Annotated in this window: 17 protein-coding genes; 11 read left to right on the forward strand and 6 right to left on the reverse strand. The window is 59.3% G+C overall.

All coding sequences use genetic code 11. The features are described 5' to 3' along the window. Window positions 1–27: 27 nt before the first annotated feature. A complete protein-coding gene (locus F3H58_RS08015) occupies window positions 28–1,293 on the reverse strand; it encodes an ABC transporter substrate-binding protein (protein ID WP_080857284.1) in 1,266 nt (421 codons plus the stop codon). Window positions 1,294–1,562: 269 nt separating this feature from the next. Here F3H58_RS08015 and F3H58_RS08020 point away from each other — a divergent pair, with 269 nt between their 5' ends. The 3 genes from F3H58_RS08020 to F3H58_RS08030 all read left to right on the forward strand — a co-directional run bounded on the left by F3H58_RS08020 (window position 1,563) and on the right by F3H58_RS08030 (window position 3,371). Continuing rightward, window positions 1,563–2,576, forward strand: coding sequence for a substrate-binding domain-containing protein (locus tag F3H58_RS08020; protein WP_065656296.1), 1,014 nt, complete (start codon window positions 1,563–1,565; stop codon window positions 2,574–2,576). Between the two features lie 174 nt (window positions 2,577–2,750). Further along, entirely contained in the window at window positions 2,751–2,948 is a 198-nt protein-coding gene (locus tag F3H58_RS08025) for a hypothetical protein (RefSeq protein WP_003523793.1), read from the forward strand. 228 nt (window positions 2,949–3,176) lie between these two features. Beyond that, window positions 3,177–3,371, forward strand: a complete 195-nt coding sequence (locus F3H58_RS08030) for a hypothetical protein (RefSeq protein ID WP_149741937.1) — start codon at window positions 3,177–3,179, stop codon at window positions 3,369–3,371. On the opposite strand, the gene F3H58_RS08035 is transcribed toward F3H58_RS08030, so the two are convergent. After that, complete coding sequence (locus F3H58_RS08035; protein WP_149741824.1) at window positions 3,340–3,921, reverse strand: DNA-3-methyladenine glycosylase; 582 nt, start codon at window positions 3,919–3,921, stop codon at window positions 3,340–3,342. The two genes, F3H58_RS08030 and F3H58_RS08035, sit on opposite strands and share 32 nt — an antisense overlap. 97 nt (window positions 3,922–4,018) lie before the next feature. Here F3H58_RS08035 and F3H58_RS27180 point away from each other — a divergent pair, with 97 nt between their 5' ends. The 4 genes from F3H58_RS27180 (at window position 4,019) to F3H58_RS08055 (ending at window position 7,219) form a co-directional block, all read left to right on the forward strand. After that, on the forward strand, window positions 4,019–4,402 hold the full coding sequence (locus F3H58_RS27180) for a hypothetical protein (RefSeq protein ID WP_174036829.1): 384 nt from the start codon (window positions 4,019–4,021) through the stop codon (window positions 4,400–4,402). After that, window positions 4,399–5,184 carry an SDR family oxidoreductase gene (locus F3H58_RS08045; RefSeq protein ID WP_149741825.1) on the forward strand — a complete coding sequence of 262 codons (786 nt, stop codon included), beginning with the start codon at window positions 4,399–4,401 and terminating at the stop codon, window positions 5,182–5,184. The genes F3H58_RS27180 and F3H58_RS08045 overlap by 4 nt, the downstream gene beginning before the upstream one ends. A 174-nt stretch (window positions 5,185–5,358) precedes the next feature. Next, on the forward strand, window positions 5,359–6,414 hold the full coding sequence (locus F3H58_RS08050; protein WP_188128825.1) for a L,D-transpeptidase family protein: 1,056 nt from the start codon (window positions 5,359–5,361) through the stop codon (window positions 6,412–6,414). A 19-nt stretch (window positions 6,415–6,433) separates the two neighbouring features. Further along, window positions 6,434–7,219: a L,D-transpeptidase gene (locus tag F3H58_RS08055; protein WP_149741826.1), complete on the forward strand. Its 786-nt coding sequence runs from the start codon at window positions 6,434–6,436 to the stop codon at window positions 7,217–7,219. Between the two features lie 94 nt (window positions 7,220–7,313). Here the strand turns inward: F3H58_RS08055 and F3H58_RS08060 are convergent, their stop codons facing one another. Then, a complete protein-coding gene (locus F3H58_RS08060) occupies window positions 7,314–9,134 on the reverse strand; it encodes a methyl-accepting chemotaxis protein (RefSeq protein WP_149741827.1) in 1,821 nt (606 codons plus the stop codon). A 144-nt stretch (window positions 9,135–9,278) separates the two neighbouring features. After that, window positions 9,279–10,613, reverse strand: a complete 1,335-nt coding sequence (gene aptA, locus F3H58_RS08065; RefSeq protein ID WP_149741828.1) for an omega-aminotransferase AptA — start codon at window positions 10,611–10,613, stop codon at window positions 9,279–9,281. Window positions 10,614–10,758: 145 nt separating this feature from the next. On the opposite strand from aptA, the gene F3H58_RS08070 reads away from it, so the two are divergent. The 4 genes from F3H58_RS08070 to F3H58_RS08085 all read left to right on the forward strand — a co-directional run bounded on the left by F3H58_RS08070 (window position 10,759) and on the right by F3H58_RS08085 (window position 15,376). Continuing rightward, window positions 10,759–11,307 (forward strand): cupin domain-containing protein, encoded by a 549-nt coding sequence (locus tag F3H58_RS08070; protein WP_003523802.1) that lies wholly within the window; start codon window positions 10,759–10,761, stop codon window positions 11,305–11,307. A gap of 619 nt (window positions 11,308–11,926) precedes the next feature. After that, entirely contained in the window at window positions 11,927–12,607 is a 681-nt protein-coding gene (locus F3H58_RS08075; protein ID WP_003523803.1) for a sugar transferase, read from the forward strand. Window positions 12,608–12,801: 194 nt separating this feature from the next. Next, window positions 12,802–14,058, forward strand: coding sequence for a polysaccharide biosynthesis/export family protein (locus F3H58_RS08080; RefSeq protein ID WP_065656288.1), 1,257 nt, complete (start codon window positions 12,802–12,804; stop codon window positions 14,056–14,058). A 7-nt stretch (window positions 14,059–14,065) separates the two neighbouring features. Next, on the forward strand, window positions 14,066–15,376 hold the full coding sequence (locus F3H58_RS08085; RefSeq protein WP_149741829.1) for an O-antigen ligase family protein: 1,311 nt from the start codon (window positions 14,066–14,068) through the stop codon (window positions 15,374–15,376). 78 nt (window positions 15,377–15,454) lie between these two features. On the opposite strand, the gene F3H58_RS08090 is transcribed toward F3H58_RS08085, so the two are convergent. Beyond that, window positions 15,455–15,949 carry a hypothetical protein gene (locus F3H58_RS08090; protein ID WP_035262271.1) on the reverse strand — a complete coding sequence of 165 codons (495 nt, stop codon included), beginning with the start codon at window positions 15,947–15,949 and terminating at the stop codon, window positions 15,455–15,457. Window positions 15,950–16,034: 85 nt separating this feature from the next. Continuing rightward, window positions 16,035–17,393, reverse strand: coding sequence for an HlyD family type I secretion periplasmic adaptor subunit (locus F3H58_RS08095; RefSeq protein ID WP_035262274.1), 1,359 nt, complete (start codon window positions 17,391–17,393; stop codon window positions 16,035–16,037). Between the last annotated feature and the right edge of the window lie 2 nt (window positions 17,394–17,395).

Raw genomic sequence — 17,395 nt, forward strand, 5'->3', positions numbered from 1 at the left:
TCAAGACCGCCTCCCGCGCGGGCCGGATTACCAGCCGTTGCCTTTGAGATCGGTCAGTTCAACCTCGAGAAGTTCGAGATTTTCCGCTGCCGTGCCGTTGCCGGAGAGCGTGTTATGCACGGCGCCCCAGAACTTGGCGGAAACCTCGTTATATTTCACCTTGGCCGAGGCGGAAGGACGCGGAACGGCGGTCTGGAAGATCGGCTTCCATGTCGGCATGAAGGGCTGCGCGGCAGCGACATCCTTGTCGTCGTAAAGGGATGCGATCGTCGGCATGTTGGAGAGCTGAATCGCGCGCATCTTCTGGGTGTCTTTTGATGCCAGGAATTTCACGAGCTGAATGGCCGCTTCCTGATCGTCGGAATATTTCGAAACGGCGAGATTCCAGCCGCCGAGTGTCGAGGCAGGGGCTTCGCCTTCCGCGCCCGCCGGCAGCGGGGTGACGCCGAACTTGCCCTTGATGGCGCTGTCGTCGCCATTACCCAGTGCATAGGCATAGGGCCAGTTGCGCATGAAGACGGAATTGCCGGTCTGCCAGACGCCGCGCGCTTCCTCTTCCTTATAAGCGAGCACGCCCTGCGGCGCGATGGTGCCGACCCAGCCCTTGGCGGTTTCGATGGCGGCTGCGGCCTTCTCATTGTTGATGGAGATATCGCCGTTGGTCTCGACAATATGGCCGCCGCCGGCGGAAGCGATCCATTCCAGCGCGTTGCAGGTCAGGCCTTCATAGGCGCTGCCCTGGAAAACGAAGCCCCAGAGGTCCTTCTGGCCTGCCTCGCGCTCCTTGTCCTGGATTTCCTTGGCGGTCTCGCTCAGTTCCTTCCAGGTCTTCGGCGGCTGCTTGCCATATTTTTCCAGAAGGTCCTTGCGATAGAAGAGCGCCGGCGCGTCGGTGAACATCGGCATGGCAACGAGCTTGCCGTCCACCGTCTGCGAGGCGACGATGGAAGGGAAATGATCGCCGATCACATCCTTCGTCGCTGCGGTCAAATCCACGAACTGGTCGGCCAGCTGCGGCGCCCAGATCACGTCCGTCTGGTAGACGTCGACATCCTTGTTGCCGGCGGCAAGCCACAGCCGGTACTGGCTGAACTGTTCGCTGGACGATGACGGCATGGTGACGAGATTCACCTTGTGACCGGTCTCTTTCTCGAAGGCGGCGATCCGTTCGCGGAAGAACGCGACGTTCTTGCCTGTCGAATTGGCGGCGATGGAAAGCTCGGCCGCCTCAGCCGAAACGGCGGCGGAAAACGCCGCTCCGCACAGGAACAAAGTCTTCATGGAAATATTCATTGTCAAACTCCTCCGTTGACGCTTCCGATTGTCCTCAAAATTGAAAGCGCTTTTGACTGACGCGAGGCTCTCAAAAGCCGAACAATATGTCAATACTCTTTCTAATTCCCAGGAAATCGGCTGTTTTCGCCTGTAATTTTTCGGCGTTTGCCTTTGGGAATGATCAACTGTAAGGTTTCAGGTGGAGGAAAATTGAAATCGTTTTCAATTTTTGTCGGCTTGAAAAATCCGCGGCGGCGACGCATGCAGGGGCAAATTGGCAAAAAATTATGAAGCTCAAGGAATTCGCAGAGAAAGTCGGGCTCTCGCCCACCACCGTCAGCCGGGCGCTGGGCGGCTACCCCGAGGTGCGCGAGGAAACGCGTCAGCGGGTGATGGAGGCTGCGCTGAAATATGGCTACCGGCCGAATGCCAATGCTGTCAGGCTGGCGACGGGCAGGGCGGGCGCCATCGGTGTCGTCATGGGCCGTTCGGGCGGCGGGCACTTCTTCTCCGAATTCATGGGCGGCATGGCGACCCGGCTGGAGCGGGAGGAGACCGATATTCTCGTCAGCGTTACCGTCGACAATAATCTCGATGAGGAACTGGCGATTTTCAGCCGACTGGCGGCGAGCGGCCGGGTGGATGGCATCATCGTGCATTCGCCGCGTCCGGAAGATGAACGCATCGCGCTGCTCAACCGGCTGGGTGTGCCCTTCATCGTGCATGGCCGCTCAAAGACGCCTTTCGAGCATGCCTGGCTTGATATCGACAATCACGATGTGACCTATCGTCCGACGATTCATTTTCTGGAGCGCGGACACAGGCGCATCGCCCTTATCAATGGTCCGGTGGGCCGCACCTTCGTGCAGGACCGCGAGCAGGGTTTTCGCGAGGCGCTGGCCACGCACGGCATTACGCCGGATCCGCGTTTCATGATGAATGAGCACTTCAGCGAGGAGACGGCCTTTCGTTTCGCCCGCTCGCTGCTGGAACAGACGCCGCGCCCGACGGCCTTTGTGGCCGGTGCGATGATGACGGCGCAGGGTGTCTATCGCGCCGCGACGCAGATGGGGTTGACGATCGGCAAGGATGTCTCCGTCATAGCCCATGACGACGTGTTTCCTTATCTTACGCCGGAAAGCATGATGCCGCCGCTTTCCACCACCCGCTCGCCCATGCGCATGGCGGGCATGCGGGTGACGGACCTGCTTTTGCAGATCATCGGCGGTCGTCCCGTTCGCGAGGTTCAGGAATTGTGGCCGGTCGAGCTCATCTTGCGGGAATCTGTCGGCCCTGCCTGAACTTGTCGCCATAGCTCACTGATTCCACTCCATTTTGTGAACGTCAGTTGATAACGTTCGCCTTTCGTCATCTATACGTCTGCGCCGTCTCATGTATAATCGGAACAGTCACGGGCGTTATGGAACAGGACCCGGGCCGGCGCGTTGAGGGGACGTGTCTAAGGAGGTGGACGGATGTTTGAATTTTTAAAACCGCAACAGCAGACGGTGATCGATGATGTCGAGGCGACCGGCACCTATGCCGATGCGCTGCTCAACGTTCCGAGCCCGGAACTTAACCGTTCGACCGCTCGCGAGCATGGTCACGAGGCTCACTCCCGCGACTATTGCGAAAATCGCGATATTTCCCGCAGCGCGCTCGGTTTCGCCTGAGCCATCGCAAAACCTTCCTCAAAAACGGAACGGACAGGCCGTGCCCGCGTTTTCCCTGTACGACCCGCAGGGCGGCGCAACCGGACCGAAGGGACCTGACCGGCATTTGACCGATGGGCGAATTGGGTGTTGCGCCGCCTGATTGACGACAGCGCAAAGGCGCTGTCGCACGAGATAAAAACGCAGCTTGTGCCCATCGTGGCCAAGCGTGTTTATCAGGAGGCCGCGATGCCAGCCGTTCCCGTCGAACCCTATCCCGAACCGCCGATGCCCGTGCCGCCGCAGCCGGATATTCCGCCGGTGGAAGAACCGGAACCCGACCGGTTGCCGGACGAGATGCCGACACCCAATCCCGACGAAAATGACGGGCCGCCGAAGGTGCTCGCGCCTGTCAGGCCTCTCCGTTCTCGAATTTCTTGCTGACGAAAGCCGAACCCTTGAGCCCGAAGCGCCACGGATATTCCGTCGCGCGGCTGATGCCGATTCGTCTGCCGCTGGTGACGGCCGCAGCTTCTTTCGGCAACCGCAGGAAAAACGGCGCTGCGTTCAGTGGCGCGCCGTCCATCTCCCCCGTAATGGCCAGCGCCTGACAGAGCCTGCCCGGACCTGAGCAGAGAAGTTTCGGCTTGTCAGTTCCCCGTCGCAGTTTCATCATGTCTATGCCGGTCAGGGGTTCGATGGCGCGCAGAAGCACGGCGGAACCCGGGGCGCAGACAAAGTTGGCGCACCAGTGAATACCATAGGACCGGTAGACATAAAGACGGCCGGCCGGGCCGAACATTGCCCTGTTGCGCGGGGTCTGCCCGTTGAAACTGTGGGATGCCGGGTCGTCCGGATGATAGGCTTCGGTCTCCACGATGATGCCGCCAGTATTGCCGACGCGGAACTCCGCGCCGATGAGGGCGTGGGCCACATCCAGCGCATCGCGCAGGAAGAAACTCTCCTGCATTTCCGGGCCAAAGGCCTGATTCATCTGGAACCCTTCCGCTCTGCCGTCGTTGTGAATTCAGGTTCTAACCGTTTTCCAGCATCGGACTCGTACCGGTGCTTTCCAAGCCGGAGGGCATGTCATGCAACTTTCGACGACCTATGTAAAACGCAATAACGGGGTTATCTCCATCGAGTTCGTCGGCAACGACGGCGATCAGGTCTCGGTTCGCCTCGCCGACGGTCTTGAAGGGATCGACGATGCCGAGGCCATCAAACGGGCGAGCGCGGTGATGGTGCAACTGACCGCGTTCGGAACGCGCCATGGGGCAGATGCGCCTTCGCAATTTTCCGCTCTAGGTACGGCGCAGGATGAAGCTCCGCACGGACAGGCGAGCGCCCGCACATCGAAGGATCGCGACATTCTGGAGGAAGAGTTGGAGGAGGGGCTGGAGGACAGCTTTCCGGCGAGTGATCCCGTCTCTGCGACGGTCACCTCCATTGCTTCCCGAAAAGGAGGGCGATGACATTGGCCGCTCGCAAAGTTGCACTAGTGACTGGCGCTGGCTCCGGCATTGGGCGCGCCGCCGCCCTTCATCTGTCGGCGCAGGGCTTCTCGGTCGGTCTGTTGGGCCGCACCGAATCGGAATTGAACGATGTCGCCCGGGAAATAGGTGCCGCATCCGGTTCTTCGAAGGTGCTTGTGGCCGATGTGGCGGATGAAGCGGCCATGCGTCACGCGGTCGCAGCGCTGGTTGAGAATTTCGGCCAGCTTGATGTCGTGGTGGCCAATGCCGGCGTCAACGGCGTCTGGGCGCCCATCGACGAGCTGAAACCGTCCGAATGGGACGATACGATCCGCATCAACCTGCGCGGCACCTATCTCACCGTCCATGCCAGCGTGCCGCATCTGAAAGCAGCCGGCGGTGGGTCTATCATCATCATTTCGTCAATCAATGGTACCCGCACCTTCACATCGCCCGGTGCTACGGCCTATTCCGTGACGAAGGCCGGGCAATTCGCCATGGCGCAACAACTGGCGCTGGAGCTGGGGCGTCATCGTATTCGCGTCAATGCGGTGTGTCCGGGCGAAATCGAAACGGCAATCGATGAAAATACCGATATACGCCGGCGGGAAAAAACGGAGGTTCCAGTTCGTTTCCCGGCTGGGGATATTCCGGTAACCGGCGGCGTGGCCGGGACGAGCGACGATGTCGCTGCGCTGATCGGTTTCCTGGCGTCGGATGCGTCCCGCCACATTACCGGCACGCCGGTATGGATCGATGGCGGCCAGGGGCTGCTTCGATAATCGCGGCCCGCACCTTCACGGCCACCCCATCACGGGCTTGTGTCCTTATGATTAACGAATGGGTAACGTCTGTTCACGAGACTTTGTCCATGGGCGAGGTTGCCGTGTTGTGGCCACCTTCGATAGTTAAGCGTCTGCCGGAAAGGCGGGCAAATCAGGCGGGCAGAACGATCCATGGGCATGCAGGCATTGCTGGATTTCGCGGTTGCGGGGTTGCGGCAGAAGGTAAGGGCAGGGGCAAGAATGGCCGCGATCGTTGCGATCGGTGGCGGCCTTGCCGCGTGCACTTCCATGGGGCTCGACAGCGTCAAGAGAGACCCACCGAAACTGTCGTCCAAGATGATGGCGCAGATGTCGGCCAAGAGCATGCGCCCGGAAAGTCCGGTTCTCGTTCGCATTTTCAAACAGGAAAGCGAGCTTGAGGTCTGGAAGGTCGACAAGACCGGAAACTACGCCTTGCTCAAGGCCTATCCCATGTGCCGCTGGTCCGGAAAGCTCGGCCCCAAGATGAAGACGGGTGACCGGCAGGCGCCGGAAGGGTTTTATCATGTCTCGGCCGGCATGCTGAACCCGAACTCACAATATTACGTCTCCTTCAATCTCGGTTATCCCAACCGGCTGGAATCGGCGCTCGGTTACACCGGTGAGGCGTTGATGGTGCATGGCGCCTGCTCCTCTTCCGGCTGTTACGCCATGACCGACCAGCAGGTCGGCGAGATCTACGCCATTGTGGCGCGGGCACTTCAGGGCGGGCAGGACCGCTTTCAGGTACAGGCCTATCCCTTCCGCATGAGCGCCCGTAATATGGTGGCGCATCGGGACGACCCCAATATGCCGTTCTGGAAGACGCTGAAAGAAGGCTATGACTATTTCGAGGTAACGCGCCGCCAACCCAAGGTTTCCGTCTGCGGCCGTCGTTATGTCTTCAACAGTGAATTTGCCGAAGGCGAACCTGCCGATCCGCTGGCGGCCTGCCCGCCGGCCATCAACCAGCAGGATCCGCTGGTGGCTTCGAAACTGGCCGAAGAGCAACAAAAATTTGCCGCCGCCATGAGTGAGGGAACTTCCAGCCCGCTCAGCGCGTATGTAGACGGCGGCATGCATCCGAGCTTCCGGGCCATTTTGAAATCGAACGGCGCCAAGGCCATGGCATCGCAGGTTTCCGGCACGAAGTACCCTATCAGCCGCCCAGAGGCGGCGCTGGCAGATCCCTTTGCCGGCGTGAGATGACGTAAATGAGGTTTTTCAATTGAACGAGACGACGACGACCCGGCGGGGTTTCCTGCTTGGAGCAGGTGGACTGGCGCTTGCCGGCCTTGCGGGCTGCAATACAACTGCGCGTGAGGTCGCCCGGCCTGCAGCACCCGCGGACGACCCGATGTATGCCCTGATGTACGGCCCCAAGCCGGACGAGCAGTTCCCGCTGCCGGAAATCCCCTACAAGCGGATTCCGCGCCAGTTCCTGCGGCAGATGGTGGCGAACCCGACGGGTGAACGCCCCGGCGTCATCGTCGTCGATACAGCCAATCATTTCCTCTATCTCACCTATGAGAACAATCAGGCCATGCGTTATGGCGTCGGCCTCGGCCGCGCGGGCTTTGAATGGGCCGGTCGCGGCGTCATTCAGTACAAGCGGCAATGGCCGCGCTGGACGCCGCCCGATGAGATGATCGCGCGCCAGCCGGAACTGGAACCCTATAGCAGCCGCAACGGCGGCATGGAGCCGGGCCTCAAGAACCCCCTCGGTGCGCGCGCGCTCTATATATTCAAGGATGGCAAGGACACGATCTACCGCCTTCACGGCTCGCCGGAATGGTGGACCATCGGCAAGTCGGTATCCTCCGGCTGCGTGCGCCTGCTCAACCAGGATATCATCGACCTTTACAACCGTGTGCCCGATGGCACGCCGATCGTGGTGACGGCGCTCGGCCCCGCACAGCAGGGCGTGCCGATCGGCCAGGAAGGTGTGCCCGTGGCGCAATATGGTAACGGCGTGATCGGCGACGGCCTCTCGCAACCGATGCAGACTTATTGATCGCTGGAGTTCCACCCACGGCGGAGGCTCGCCGTGGGTGCGTGCTGGCTGATTTCCGGCATTTCGCGGAGATATCCGCGCCTCGTCGCAGACATCAAGCTACTCGGCGTGGCTGATCCTGACTGCCGGCCGTTTCCATTTCCAGGCGGAAGCGCGACACCAGGGCACGCAACTTTGCTGTTTCCGAGGCAAGCGTGGCTGACGCGGCGGTGGATTGCTCCACCATGGCCGCATTTTGCTGGGTGGCGTGATCCATGGAGTTCACCGCCGCGTTGATTTCGGACAGACCGGTTGATTGCTCGGTGGCCGATGTGGCGATGGCATTCATATGGCGGTCGATGCCGGCGATGCGTTCACTGATATCCTTCAGTGCTGTGCCGGTATCGAGAACCAGCTTCACGCCGCTCTCGACCTCCACGGACGATTGCCGGATATGGTCACGGATTTCGCTTGCGGCCTTTGCCGAGCGCTGGGCGAGATCGCGCACCTCCTGTGCAACAACCGCAAAGCCCTTGCCGCTCTCGCCGGCGCGGGCAGCCTCAACCCCGGCATTCAGCGCCAGAAGATTGGTCTGGAAGGCGATTTCGTCAATGACGCCGATGATGCCGGTGATCTGCCGCGACGAGGCTTCGATACGGCGCATCGCTTCCTCGGCATGGCTTACCACCTCCACCGATTTCAGGGCGCTATGGTTGGCATCGGTGGCAGCGAGCCGCGCTTCTGCGGCCCGCTTGTTGGCATTCGAGACATTGACGGTGATTTCATCGAGCGCCGCTGCCGTCTGCTCAAGGGAAGCGGCTTGATTTTCGGTGCGGCGGGAAAGATCGCCGGCACCTGCGGCGATTTCCCGGCTGCTGCCGTCGATTGTGCCTATCCCGTCGGAAATGGCAAAAAGGGTCTCGGCCAATTGCCGGACCGAAGTGTTGAAATCATGACGCAGGGCCTCGAATTGTGGGGCGAAGGCGTCATTCAACTGGAAGGCCAGATCACCGGAGGCGAGCCGCTTGAGACCGGCCGCAAGGCCGGAGGTTGCGATGCGCAGCCTTTCCGAAGCGTCTTCTTCCGCCTGCCGCCGCGTTGCTTCCTGATCGGCTTCCGCCTGCCTGCGGGCCGCCGCTGCCTGCTCCTCTAGTGCCCGGTTGGCGATAGCGGCCTGTCGGAAAATCTCGACAGCGCTGGACATGGAGCCGATCTCGTCCTTGCGGTCCGTGCCTGAGGGCGGTTGAGACGTATCGCCGCCCGCCAGGGTCTCCATATTTTTCGACAATTGTAGGATGGGACGGATAATCGATTTGCGGGTGAGCAGAAAAAGCCCGGTGGAGAAAAGCGCCGCCAGAACCAGAAGTCCCTGTAAGGCGAGGTTGATTGCCGCCTTGGTCTTTTCACTTTCGGCCGATGCAGTGTCGGAAAGTGCCTGAATCTGGTCGCCCGCCGCTTCCATCGCTTTTTCAAGCGCGGAGAATTGCCGCATGAATTCCGGCATCAGCTTGATGGCCTCTTCGGGGCTGGATTCGGCAAGTCCGACCACCGCGTTGGCGGCATCCATATAGGCGAGAAGCGGCTTTTCGACCCCGTCTATGACGGCTTTGACATTCGTGCCTGATGACAGTGACTTGTTTGCCTCGATCACTTCGCGAAAACTGGCCTCGTGTTCGGCAAGATCGGCCTTAACGGCCTTGAGGTCGAGGTCCATTCTGGCATCGGCGGAAAGAATGGCGGCAAGCACGTCTGACCGCAGCGCGTCATGCATCATGTCCGCCTGCATGTGGTTGCGAAGCACGTCCGCCGAAAGCGCCACATATTCGCTGTTACGGTTGAGCGTCTCCGCCGCCCATATGCCGACACCCGCGGCGCTGCCGGTGATGGAAAAGATTGCAATGCCTGCCAATATTATCTTTTTTTGAATCGATGCCATATGAGCGTTCCCACGCAATTGTTATACTTTAGGAACATAATAGAACATGCTTAATAAATATTCTATTTCCGCTGAAGGCCTGATAAATGCAAAAAAAGGCTGCATTTTGTATTGCAGCCCTTTCTATATTAGAAATTTGTACTTTTACAGCGCGCGTTTCAGGGCGTCGCCGAGGATCGAAACAATATCGTCGAAATGGGATTTTTCGGCAATCAGCGGCGGCGAAAGGGCGATGATGTCGCCGGTAACGCGAATGAGCATGCCGCGCTCGAAGCAATCCACGAAGACATCATAGGCGCGTGCGCCGGCAGCACCGTCGCGCGATTGCAGTTCGATGCCGGCGATGAAACCTATGGTGCGGATATCGATGACGTTCGGCAGGCCCTTCAGGGAGTGGATGGCGTCGTGCCACACATCCTGCAATTCTGCGGCGCGGGTGAAGAGGCCCTCATCGCGATAGATGTCGAGCGTCGCGATACCCGCGGCGCAGGCGACGGGGTGGCCGGAATAGGTATAGCCGTGGAACAGCTCGATCTGGTTTTCCGGCCCATGCATCAGCGCATCGTGCACCTTGCGGCTGGTGAAGACCGCGCCCATCGGGATCGCGCCGTTGGTCAGCCCCTTGGCGGTGGTGACGATATCTGGGGTAACGCCAAAATAGTTGGTGGCGAAGGTGGAGCCCATGCGGCCGAAACCGGTGATGACCTCATCGAAGATCAAGAGGATGCCATGCTTGTCGCAGATGGCGCGCAGACGCTCCAGATAACCCTTTGGCGGCACCAGCACGCCGGTGGAGCCGGCGACCGGTTCGACGATGCAGGCGGCGATGGTTTCCGCGCCATGCAGGGCGACCAGACGTTCCAGATCGTCCGCAAGCTCGGCGCCGTGCTCGGGCTGGCCCTTCACGAAGCTGTTCTTCGCCGGATCATGGGTATGACGCAGGTGGTCTGCGGGGATTTGCGGGAAAACACGACGATTGTTGACGAGGCCGCCTACGGAGATGCCGCCGAAACCGACGCCATGATAACCGCGCTCACGACCGATCAACCGGCTGCGGGTGCCCTGGCCGATGGCGCGCTGATAGGCGATGGCAATCTTCAGCGCCGTATCGACCGATTCCGACCCGGAGCCCGTATAGAAGACACGGTCGAGTTTTGCACCTTCCGGGCCGGGCGCAATTTCCGCCAGCCGCTCGGCGAATTCGAAGGCAACCGGGTGGCCCATCTGGAATGAGGGCGCGTAATCCATTGTCGAAAGCTGGTGTTTGACGGCAGACGCGATCTGCTGGCGGCCGTGGCCGGCATTGACGCACCAGAGGCCAGCCGTGCCGTCGAGAACTTGGCGACCATCATTGCTGGTGTAATACATGCCTTCGGCGCTCGTCAGCAGGCGGGGATTGGTCTTGAACTGCCGGTTGGCGGTAAACGGCATCCAGTAGCTGTCAAGCGAGGTGGAATTGGATCGGCTCGGGTTGTCCATGGTGGTCTCCTGTTCGTTGCCGGTGATTGAATGCTATTTTCGCGACTGAACAAGCCCTTTTCTCTCTGTGGCCAAGCCCTTGAAAATGCTATAGGCCTGAACTCGGGTTTTCGATATTTCGAACAAGGGCAACGGGGGCTCAGGCATGTCGGTGGATATAGGCGGGCGTTTGCGCCATTTGCGGCTGCGCCACAATATTTCCCAGCGGGAACTGGCAAGGCGTGCCGGTGTCACCAATTCGACGATTTCTCTGATCGAATCCAACACCTCGAACCCTTCCGTCGGCGCGCTGAAGCGCATTCTTGACGGCATACCGATAGGCCTTGCCGAGTTTTTCGCTTTCGAGCCGGAGACGAGCCGCAAGGCTTTTTACCGGGCGGATGAACTGGTTGAAATCGGCAAGGGGCCGATATCCTTCCGGCAGGTGGGTGAGAATGTCTTCGGCCGCAGCCTGCAAATCCTCAAGGAATGTTACCAGCCGGGCGCCGATACCGGCAAGGTGCCGCTGGTTCACGATGGCGAGGAAGGAGGAATCATCCTTTCCGGACGGCTGGAAGTGACGGTCGATGAGGAGAGGCGGGTGCTCGGGCCGGGGGATGCCTATTATTTCGAAAGCCGCAGGCCGCATCGTTTCCGTTGCGTCGGTCCCGTGCCCTGTGAGGTCATCAGCGCCTGCACACCGCCAACCTTCTGATTCCAGCGGTTTTGGAGCTTCGTAACGCTCTTAGAACGGCCAAGTCGGGTCGAGTCGGTAAAAAATGGCCAGCAGCTACGGCAATTTTGCGTGGCTGCCATGACCAGAATGCAGTTTCTTGCCACTCTTTTGCCGTGTTTGCGCCCTTTTAGCAATTTTTCCATCGCTTTTTCTTGGCGGCCCGGCAATGTCAGGCAAAAAAATCCCTACGGATATGTCAAATTTTATATGCATTGCCACAATCTTGCTGCGATGCAAAAAATTTTTATATTCTGTTACAGACGTGGCTGTTCTTAACGTTCCTGTCTCATCTCGCCAAGTCATAAGAAACACATAAGAAAAGACTGTCGCTGGCACAAAACCCAATACATGCCGGGGCGGTACCCATGCTCTCAACACATGGCCGTCGGCACATTTGTTGCTTTTTTATGCAACCGTTAATATTGCCCGGACGTTGATCGGCCGCTCGCGCAAGAAATCGCATAGACGGTCATGGCCAATGTGCCTTACAAAAAATCCATTAGCATCAAATTCCGAACACAGACTTGTTATCTCTTTTAGACGGAAAGACGCGCCTCCGGGCACCGACCAATCGCAAAACATAAATGGAGTTCTCTCTATGAAGTCCGCGACCCAATCGGCTGAACAGACACTCAGCAGCTCCGAAGACTTCGATGTCAGTTTCCCTATCGGGGGCATCGCAAAACGCAGCTTCGATATGACATCGGCTGCGCTTGCGCTGCTCATCTTCAGCCCGATATTCCTGTTGATCGCCGCGCTGGTGAAATTGTCCGATCCCGGCCCAATCTTTTATGGCCACCGGCGTGTGGGACATAATGGCCGCTATTTCCATTGCCTGAAATTCAGGACGATGGCGATGAACGGCGATGAAATTCTGCGGCAATATCTTGCCGCCAATCCGGAAGCCGCCGAAGAATGGCGCGCCACCCGCAAGCTCAAGAACGACCCGCGTGTTACGGCTGTCGGCGCCGTGCTGCGCAAGCTCTCGCTCGACGAACTACCGCAGCTGCTCAACATCATCCGCGGTGAAATGAGCGTGGTTGGTCCACGCCCGGTCGTGGATGAGGAACTGAGCTATTATGAAAGCGCTGCCGCTTATTATCTCAGCACCCGTCCTGGCCTGACCGGCCTGTGGCAGATCAGCGGCCGCAACGACGTATCCTACAAGACCCGCGTCGCTTTCGACACGCACTATGTGCAGAACTGGTCGATGCGGCAGGATGTCTTCATCATCGTCAAGACCATTCCCGCCGTGTGCCTTTCACGCGGAAGCTACTGAAAACCGATATTGAGTTCGGCTTTATCGATCTTCGTTTCGACACGCACCCCGACCGGGATCCCAAGTCCGGTCTTTGGGTGCGTCATTGGTGCTAATCATACCGGCCGCTTTTCGCGGCACTGTGCAGCCGGCCCTGCCCAGTTGCGCGACGGCCGGATCGCCCGTGTGGCGATCCGCTAACAGGGAGTTTCCCGATGAACGGCTTGTCTGCCGCCCGCCGCCCGTTTGTGGCCTTCGTATTTGCCGCTTCCGTCGCCCTTGCCGCGCCGCTCTCCGCCATGGCTGCGGATGGCGCTCAATATAAGCTCGGTACCGCTGACAAGCTGCGTATCCGTGTTGCCGAATGGCAGCCGGCGGATGGCAGCATCCGCAACTGGGATGTGATCAACGGCGATTATTCCGTCGGTCCGTCTGGGGCGCTGTCGCTGCCTTTCATCGGTCAGCTGGATGTTGCGGGCAAGACCCCATCGGAGGTCAGCGAAGAGATCGGAGCCCAGCTTCAGAGCAAGTTCGCCCTTCGCAACCTGCCTTCGGCCTCCGTCGAGATCGCGCAGTTCCGACCGATCTTCTTGAGCGGGGACGTGCAGACGCCGGGCGAATATCCTTATGCCGCCAATCTCACGGTGCTGAAGGCCGTCAGCCTTGCCGGCGGCCTGCGGCGCTCGGATGCCGGGCAGCGTTTTGCCCGCGACTTCATCAATGCCCGTGGTGACGCCGCCGTCTATGACAACCAGCGTGCAAGGCTGCTGGCCCGTCAGGCGCGACTGGTCGCAGAGGTCAAGGGTGACGCGACCATCGCCAAGACGCCTGAAATGGAAAAGATCGGCGAGATCGACGTGCTGCTGGCCAGCGAAAGCGCGCTGATGAAATCGCGCACCGAACGTTACACCCTGCAGCTCAAGGCGCTGACGGACCTGCATGCCCTTCTGCAGAGCGAAGTCGAATCCCTGAAGAAGAAATCAGAGACGCAGAATCGTCAGCTCCAGCTTGCCAACGAGGACCGCGACCGGGTCAACCGGCTGAACGAGCAGGGGCTCGCGTTGTCGCAGCGGCGTATTTCCGCGGAAGAACGCGCGGCGGAAGTGGAATCCAACCTGCTCGATATCGATACGCAGTCGCTGCGCGCCAAACAGGATATCAACAAGGCGACGCAGGACGAAATCAACCTGCGTAACGATTGGGTGGCGCAGCGCTCCAAGGAATTGCAGGACACGGAAGCCGAACTGGACAAGCTCAATCTGCAACTGACCACCAGCCGCGAATTGATGTCGGAAGCGCTGGCGCAATCGGCCGAAGCGATCCGTTTCGATCCCTCGGGCAAATCAGCGACGATCAGCTATGTCGTGGTGCGTGAGGAAAACGGCAAGCCGAAGGAGCTGAAGGTGGATGAAAACGCCATGCTCCAGCCCGGCGATGTCATCAAGGTCTCGTCTGAAATCCTGATGCAGTGAGGTTTCAATGCGGATCGCCAAATCGGCGCTGATCGATCCCGAACGCAATGAGATTTACGGAATGGCGGCGGTTGCGCTGTCATTCTTCGTCTTCGCTTACTCGTCGCGTTTCGGGCAAATCTCGGTTCTGGCCTATTATGGCATGTGGCTGCCGCTGGTGGTGGTCGATTACCGGCGCGTGCTCGGCAGTTATCCGCGCTATCTCTGGATATTCGCCTTCGGCATCTTGACGGTTCTGTCCAGCTTCTGGTCGGAAGCGGCGTCGGTGACCATGCGCGCCTCCATCCAGTATATGACACATATCGTCTGCGCGCTGATCGCGATGCGGGTGATCTCAATCCGGACCCTGACGCGCGGCGCGCTGATCGGCATCGCCGTCGTTCTGCTCTATTCGCTGCTGTTCGGCATTTATCTCTTCGATGCGCTGGATGGCACCTATAGTTTCGTCGGCGCTTTTTCGTCCAAGAACCAGCTCGGCTTTTATGCCTCGCTCGGCGTCATTTTTGCCGCCGCATCGGTGCTGGTGCTCAAGCAAAGGGGCATCTGGTTGCCGATTGCCGGCGTCACCGGGCTACTGTCGGCCTATAGCCTCCTTGCGTCCCAATCGGCCACATCCACTATTACCACGGCGGCGGTGGTCGCGCTCATCATCGGCTTCATCCCCATCGGCATGCTTTCGCCGGCGAACCGAAAGATGACGTTTTTTGTGCTCGGTGGTCTCGGCGCATTGCTGGCGGTTGCATCCCTGCAATTCGGCCTGCTGGATGCCATTCTCGGCATTTTCGGCAAGGATTCGACGCTGACCGGCCGAACTTACCTCTGGCAGCAGGGCATCGAGGCTGCGAAACAGACGCCTATCCTCGGCGTCGGTTATCAGGGGTTCTGGGTTGCGGGTTTTCCCGATGCCGAACGGCTGTGGAACGATTTCTTCATTACCGGCCGCAGCGGCTTCCATTTCCATAACACCTATATCGAAACCGTGGTGGAAAACGGCTTTGTCGGCATGCTGCTGCTTGGCATGGTGCTTTACGGAACGTTGCTCGGGCATCTGCGCTCGGTGCTGATGCGCAAGAGCGATCCGCAGGGCGTCATCCTGTTTGCGATCTGCGCCCTGTTTGTCGTGCGTTCCTTCGTGGAGATCGACATCATCTTCCCCTACCAGATCGGCTCGTTCCTGCTTTATTTCGCAGCTGGTAAACTGTGCCTTCCGGCAAGGGCTGCGGAGGGCAGCGTTCACCTAACTGGGGTTCGTGGCGGCTTCTCTCTCCGTCATTCCGGCCTTGAGCCGGAATCCAGCCAGCCCAAGTCCTTGGGCTGAAAGAACCCGTCTTCGCCGCGCGCGAAGCCGCGTCGGCGGAATTCCGGCTCAAGGCCGGAATGACGAAGTCGAGGTGTTTTAGAGATAATCCGCAGAGACATGCGGACTGGCGTGGATGAAACTCCACATGTCCTTGCTGACCTCGACGATGTCGGCGATCGATTTTTCGAGCTGTCCGATTTCCTTCTCGTCCATGCGCTCCACCTTGCCGTAGCGCACCTGGCTGTCATCCTCCACCAGCCGCATGAGCTGCGTGCTGGCGATTTCGCCTTTTTCGTCGAATGAATAGATGCAGTGATTATATTTGTTGCGCGTCTTCGCTTCCTTCTTCAGCCGCGCCATGATGGAGAGGATGGTCTTGCGGTCCTTCGCATCGGTGGAAGGAAGCTTCGCTAGGCGCTCGATCAGGTCCATGCGCGCCCGCGTGGTGTTGAGCGTCAGGAACACGACGATGGCCGCTTCCTTTTCCACTTTCAGGAGATGGACGATCAGATAGATCATCAGGCTTTCCGTGTTGGTCCACACGTAATTCAGCCTGCCGACCAGCAGCAATACATCCGACATCGCCGCCATGCTGCTTCTCCCGCCCCGACGAAACATATTTGTATATTATATGCCGACCGCTGCGGAAAAGACAGTGTAGGTTACTGATATTTCTTCATCTTTCCTTGAAAGCACGGGACATGCTGTCGGAGATGGGCTTGGTCAGATATTCGAAGAAGGTACGCTCCGAAGTCTGGATCAGCACGTCGGCTGGCATGCCGGGCACGGGGTGGAAATTGTGAACCTTGGCGATTTCCTCGTCGGGTATCTGCACCCGCACGATATAGACGTCCTTGACCTGAAGGCCGGCATTTTCCTCGATGCTGTCGGCTGAAACGTAAAAGACCTTGCCGTTCAGAACCGGTGTGGTGCGGCGGTTGAGCGCCGAAAGGCGGATCGCGGCAGTCTGCCCCTCATGCAGCTGGTCGATGGAGGTTCGCAGCACCTGCGCCTCCAGAATAAGGGGCACATGAGCGGGCAGGATTTCCATGATCGGCTTGCCGGTGGTGATGACGCCGCCCGGTGTATGATAATAGGCGCGCACCACGGTTCCGTTGACGGGGGAGCGGATGACGGTGCGCTCCAGCACTTCGGCGGCGCCACGCACCTGTTCGCGCACGCTGTCCAGATCGGATTCGGCGGTTTCCAGCGCATCGAGCGCCGCCTGTTTGTTGGCGTTGACGGCAATGACCGCTTCCTGTCGGAACTTGGCGATTTCCGCCTCGCTCTGGTTCATTTCGCCGCTCAGCCGTGCGATATCGCCCATGGCGTCGGCGATGGCGCGCTCCAGCGCCAGCATGTCGGTCTTGCGGATGACGCCGTCCTTGGCGAGCCGCTCCTTGGAGTCGCGCTCCTGTGTCAAAAGCGCCAATTGCCGGTCGAAGGACTGTTTTTGGCCGTCATAGCCCGCATAGCGGAACTCCAGCGACCGAATATTCTTGTCGATCAGGTTCATCTGTTCCTCAAGCTTGATGAGCTTGCTGTGGAACACGATGTTCTGGCTCTGGATGATGGAATTGATATCCGGATCGCCGGCTTCCTTCATGACGATATCAGGCACCTTGAAGCTTTTTGCGCCCTGCGCCTCGGCGCGCAGGCGCACCACGATGGTTTCGAGGCGAAGCCGCCGCAACTGCAACATGCGCTCGTTGGCAAGCGCCGTCGTTTTGTCCAGCGTCAGAAGAACGTCGCCTTCCTTGACCGTATCGCCTTCGCTGACCATCATTTCCTTGATGATGCCGCCTTCCAGATGCTGGACCACCTTGTTGTTGCCAGTGGCGACGAAACTGCCCTGGGCAATGATGGCGGAGGAGAGCGGTGCGGTTCCGGCCCAGAATCCGAAACCGCCGAAGGAGGCGAGCAGCACGGCAAGACCGATCGAGCTATGCAGGCGGATCGAGCGCGGCACCTCGCTGTACCATTCGAGCTGGCCCTGGGGTTTGACTTCGGCAATGGCGTTTTTCTTCTTGAACATGA

This window comes from Rhizobium sp. NFACC06-2 (assembly GCF_900101425.1).
Taxonomy (GTDB): Bacteria; Pseudomonadota; Alphaproteobacteria; order Rhizobiales; family Rhizobiaceae; genus Agrobacterium; species Agrobacterium leguminum.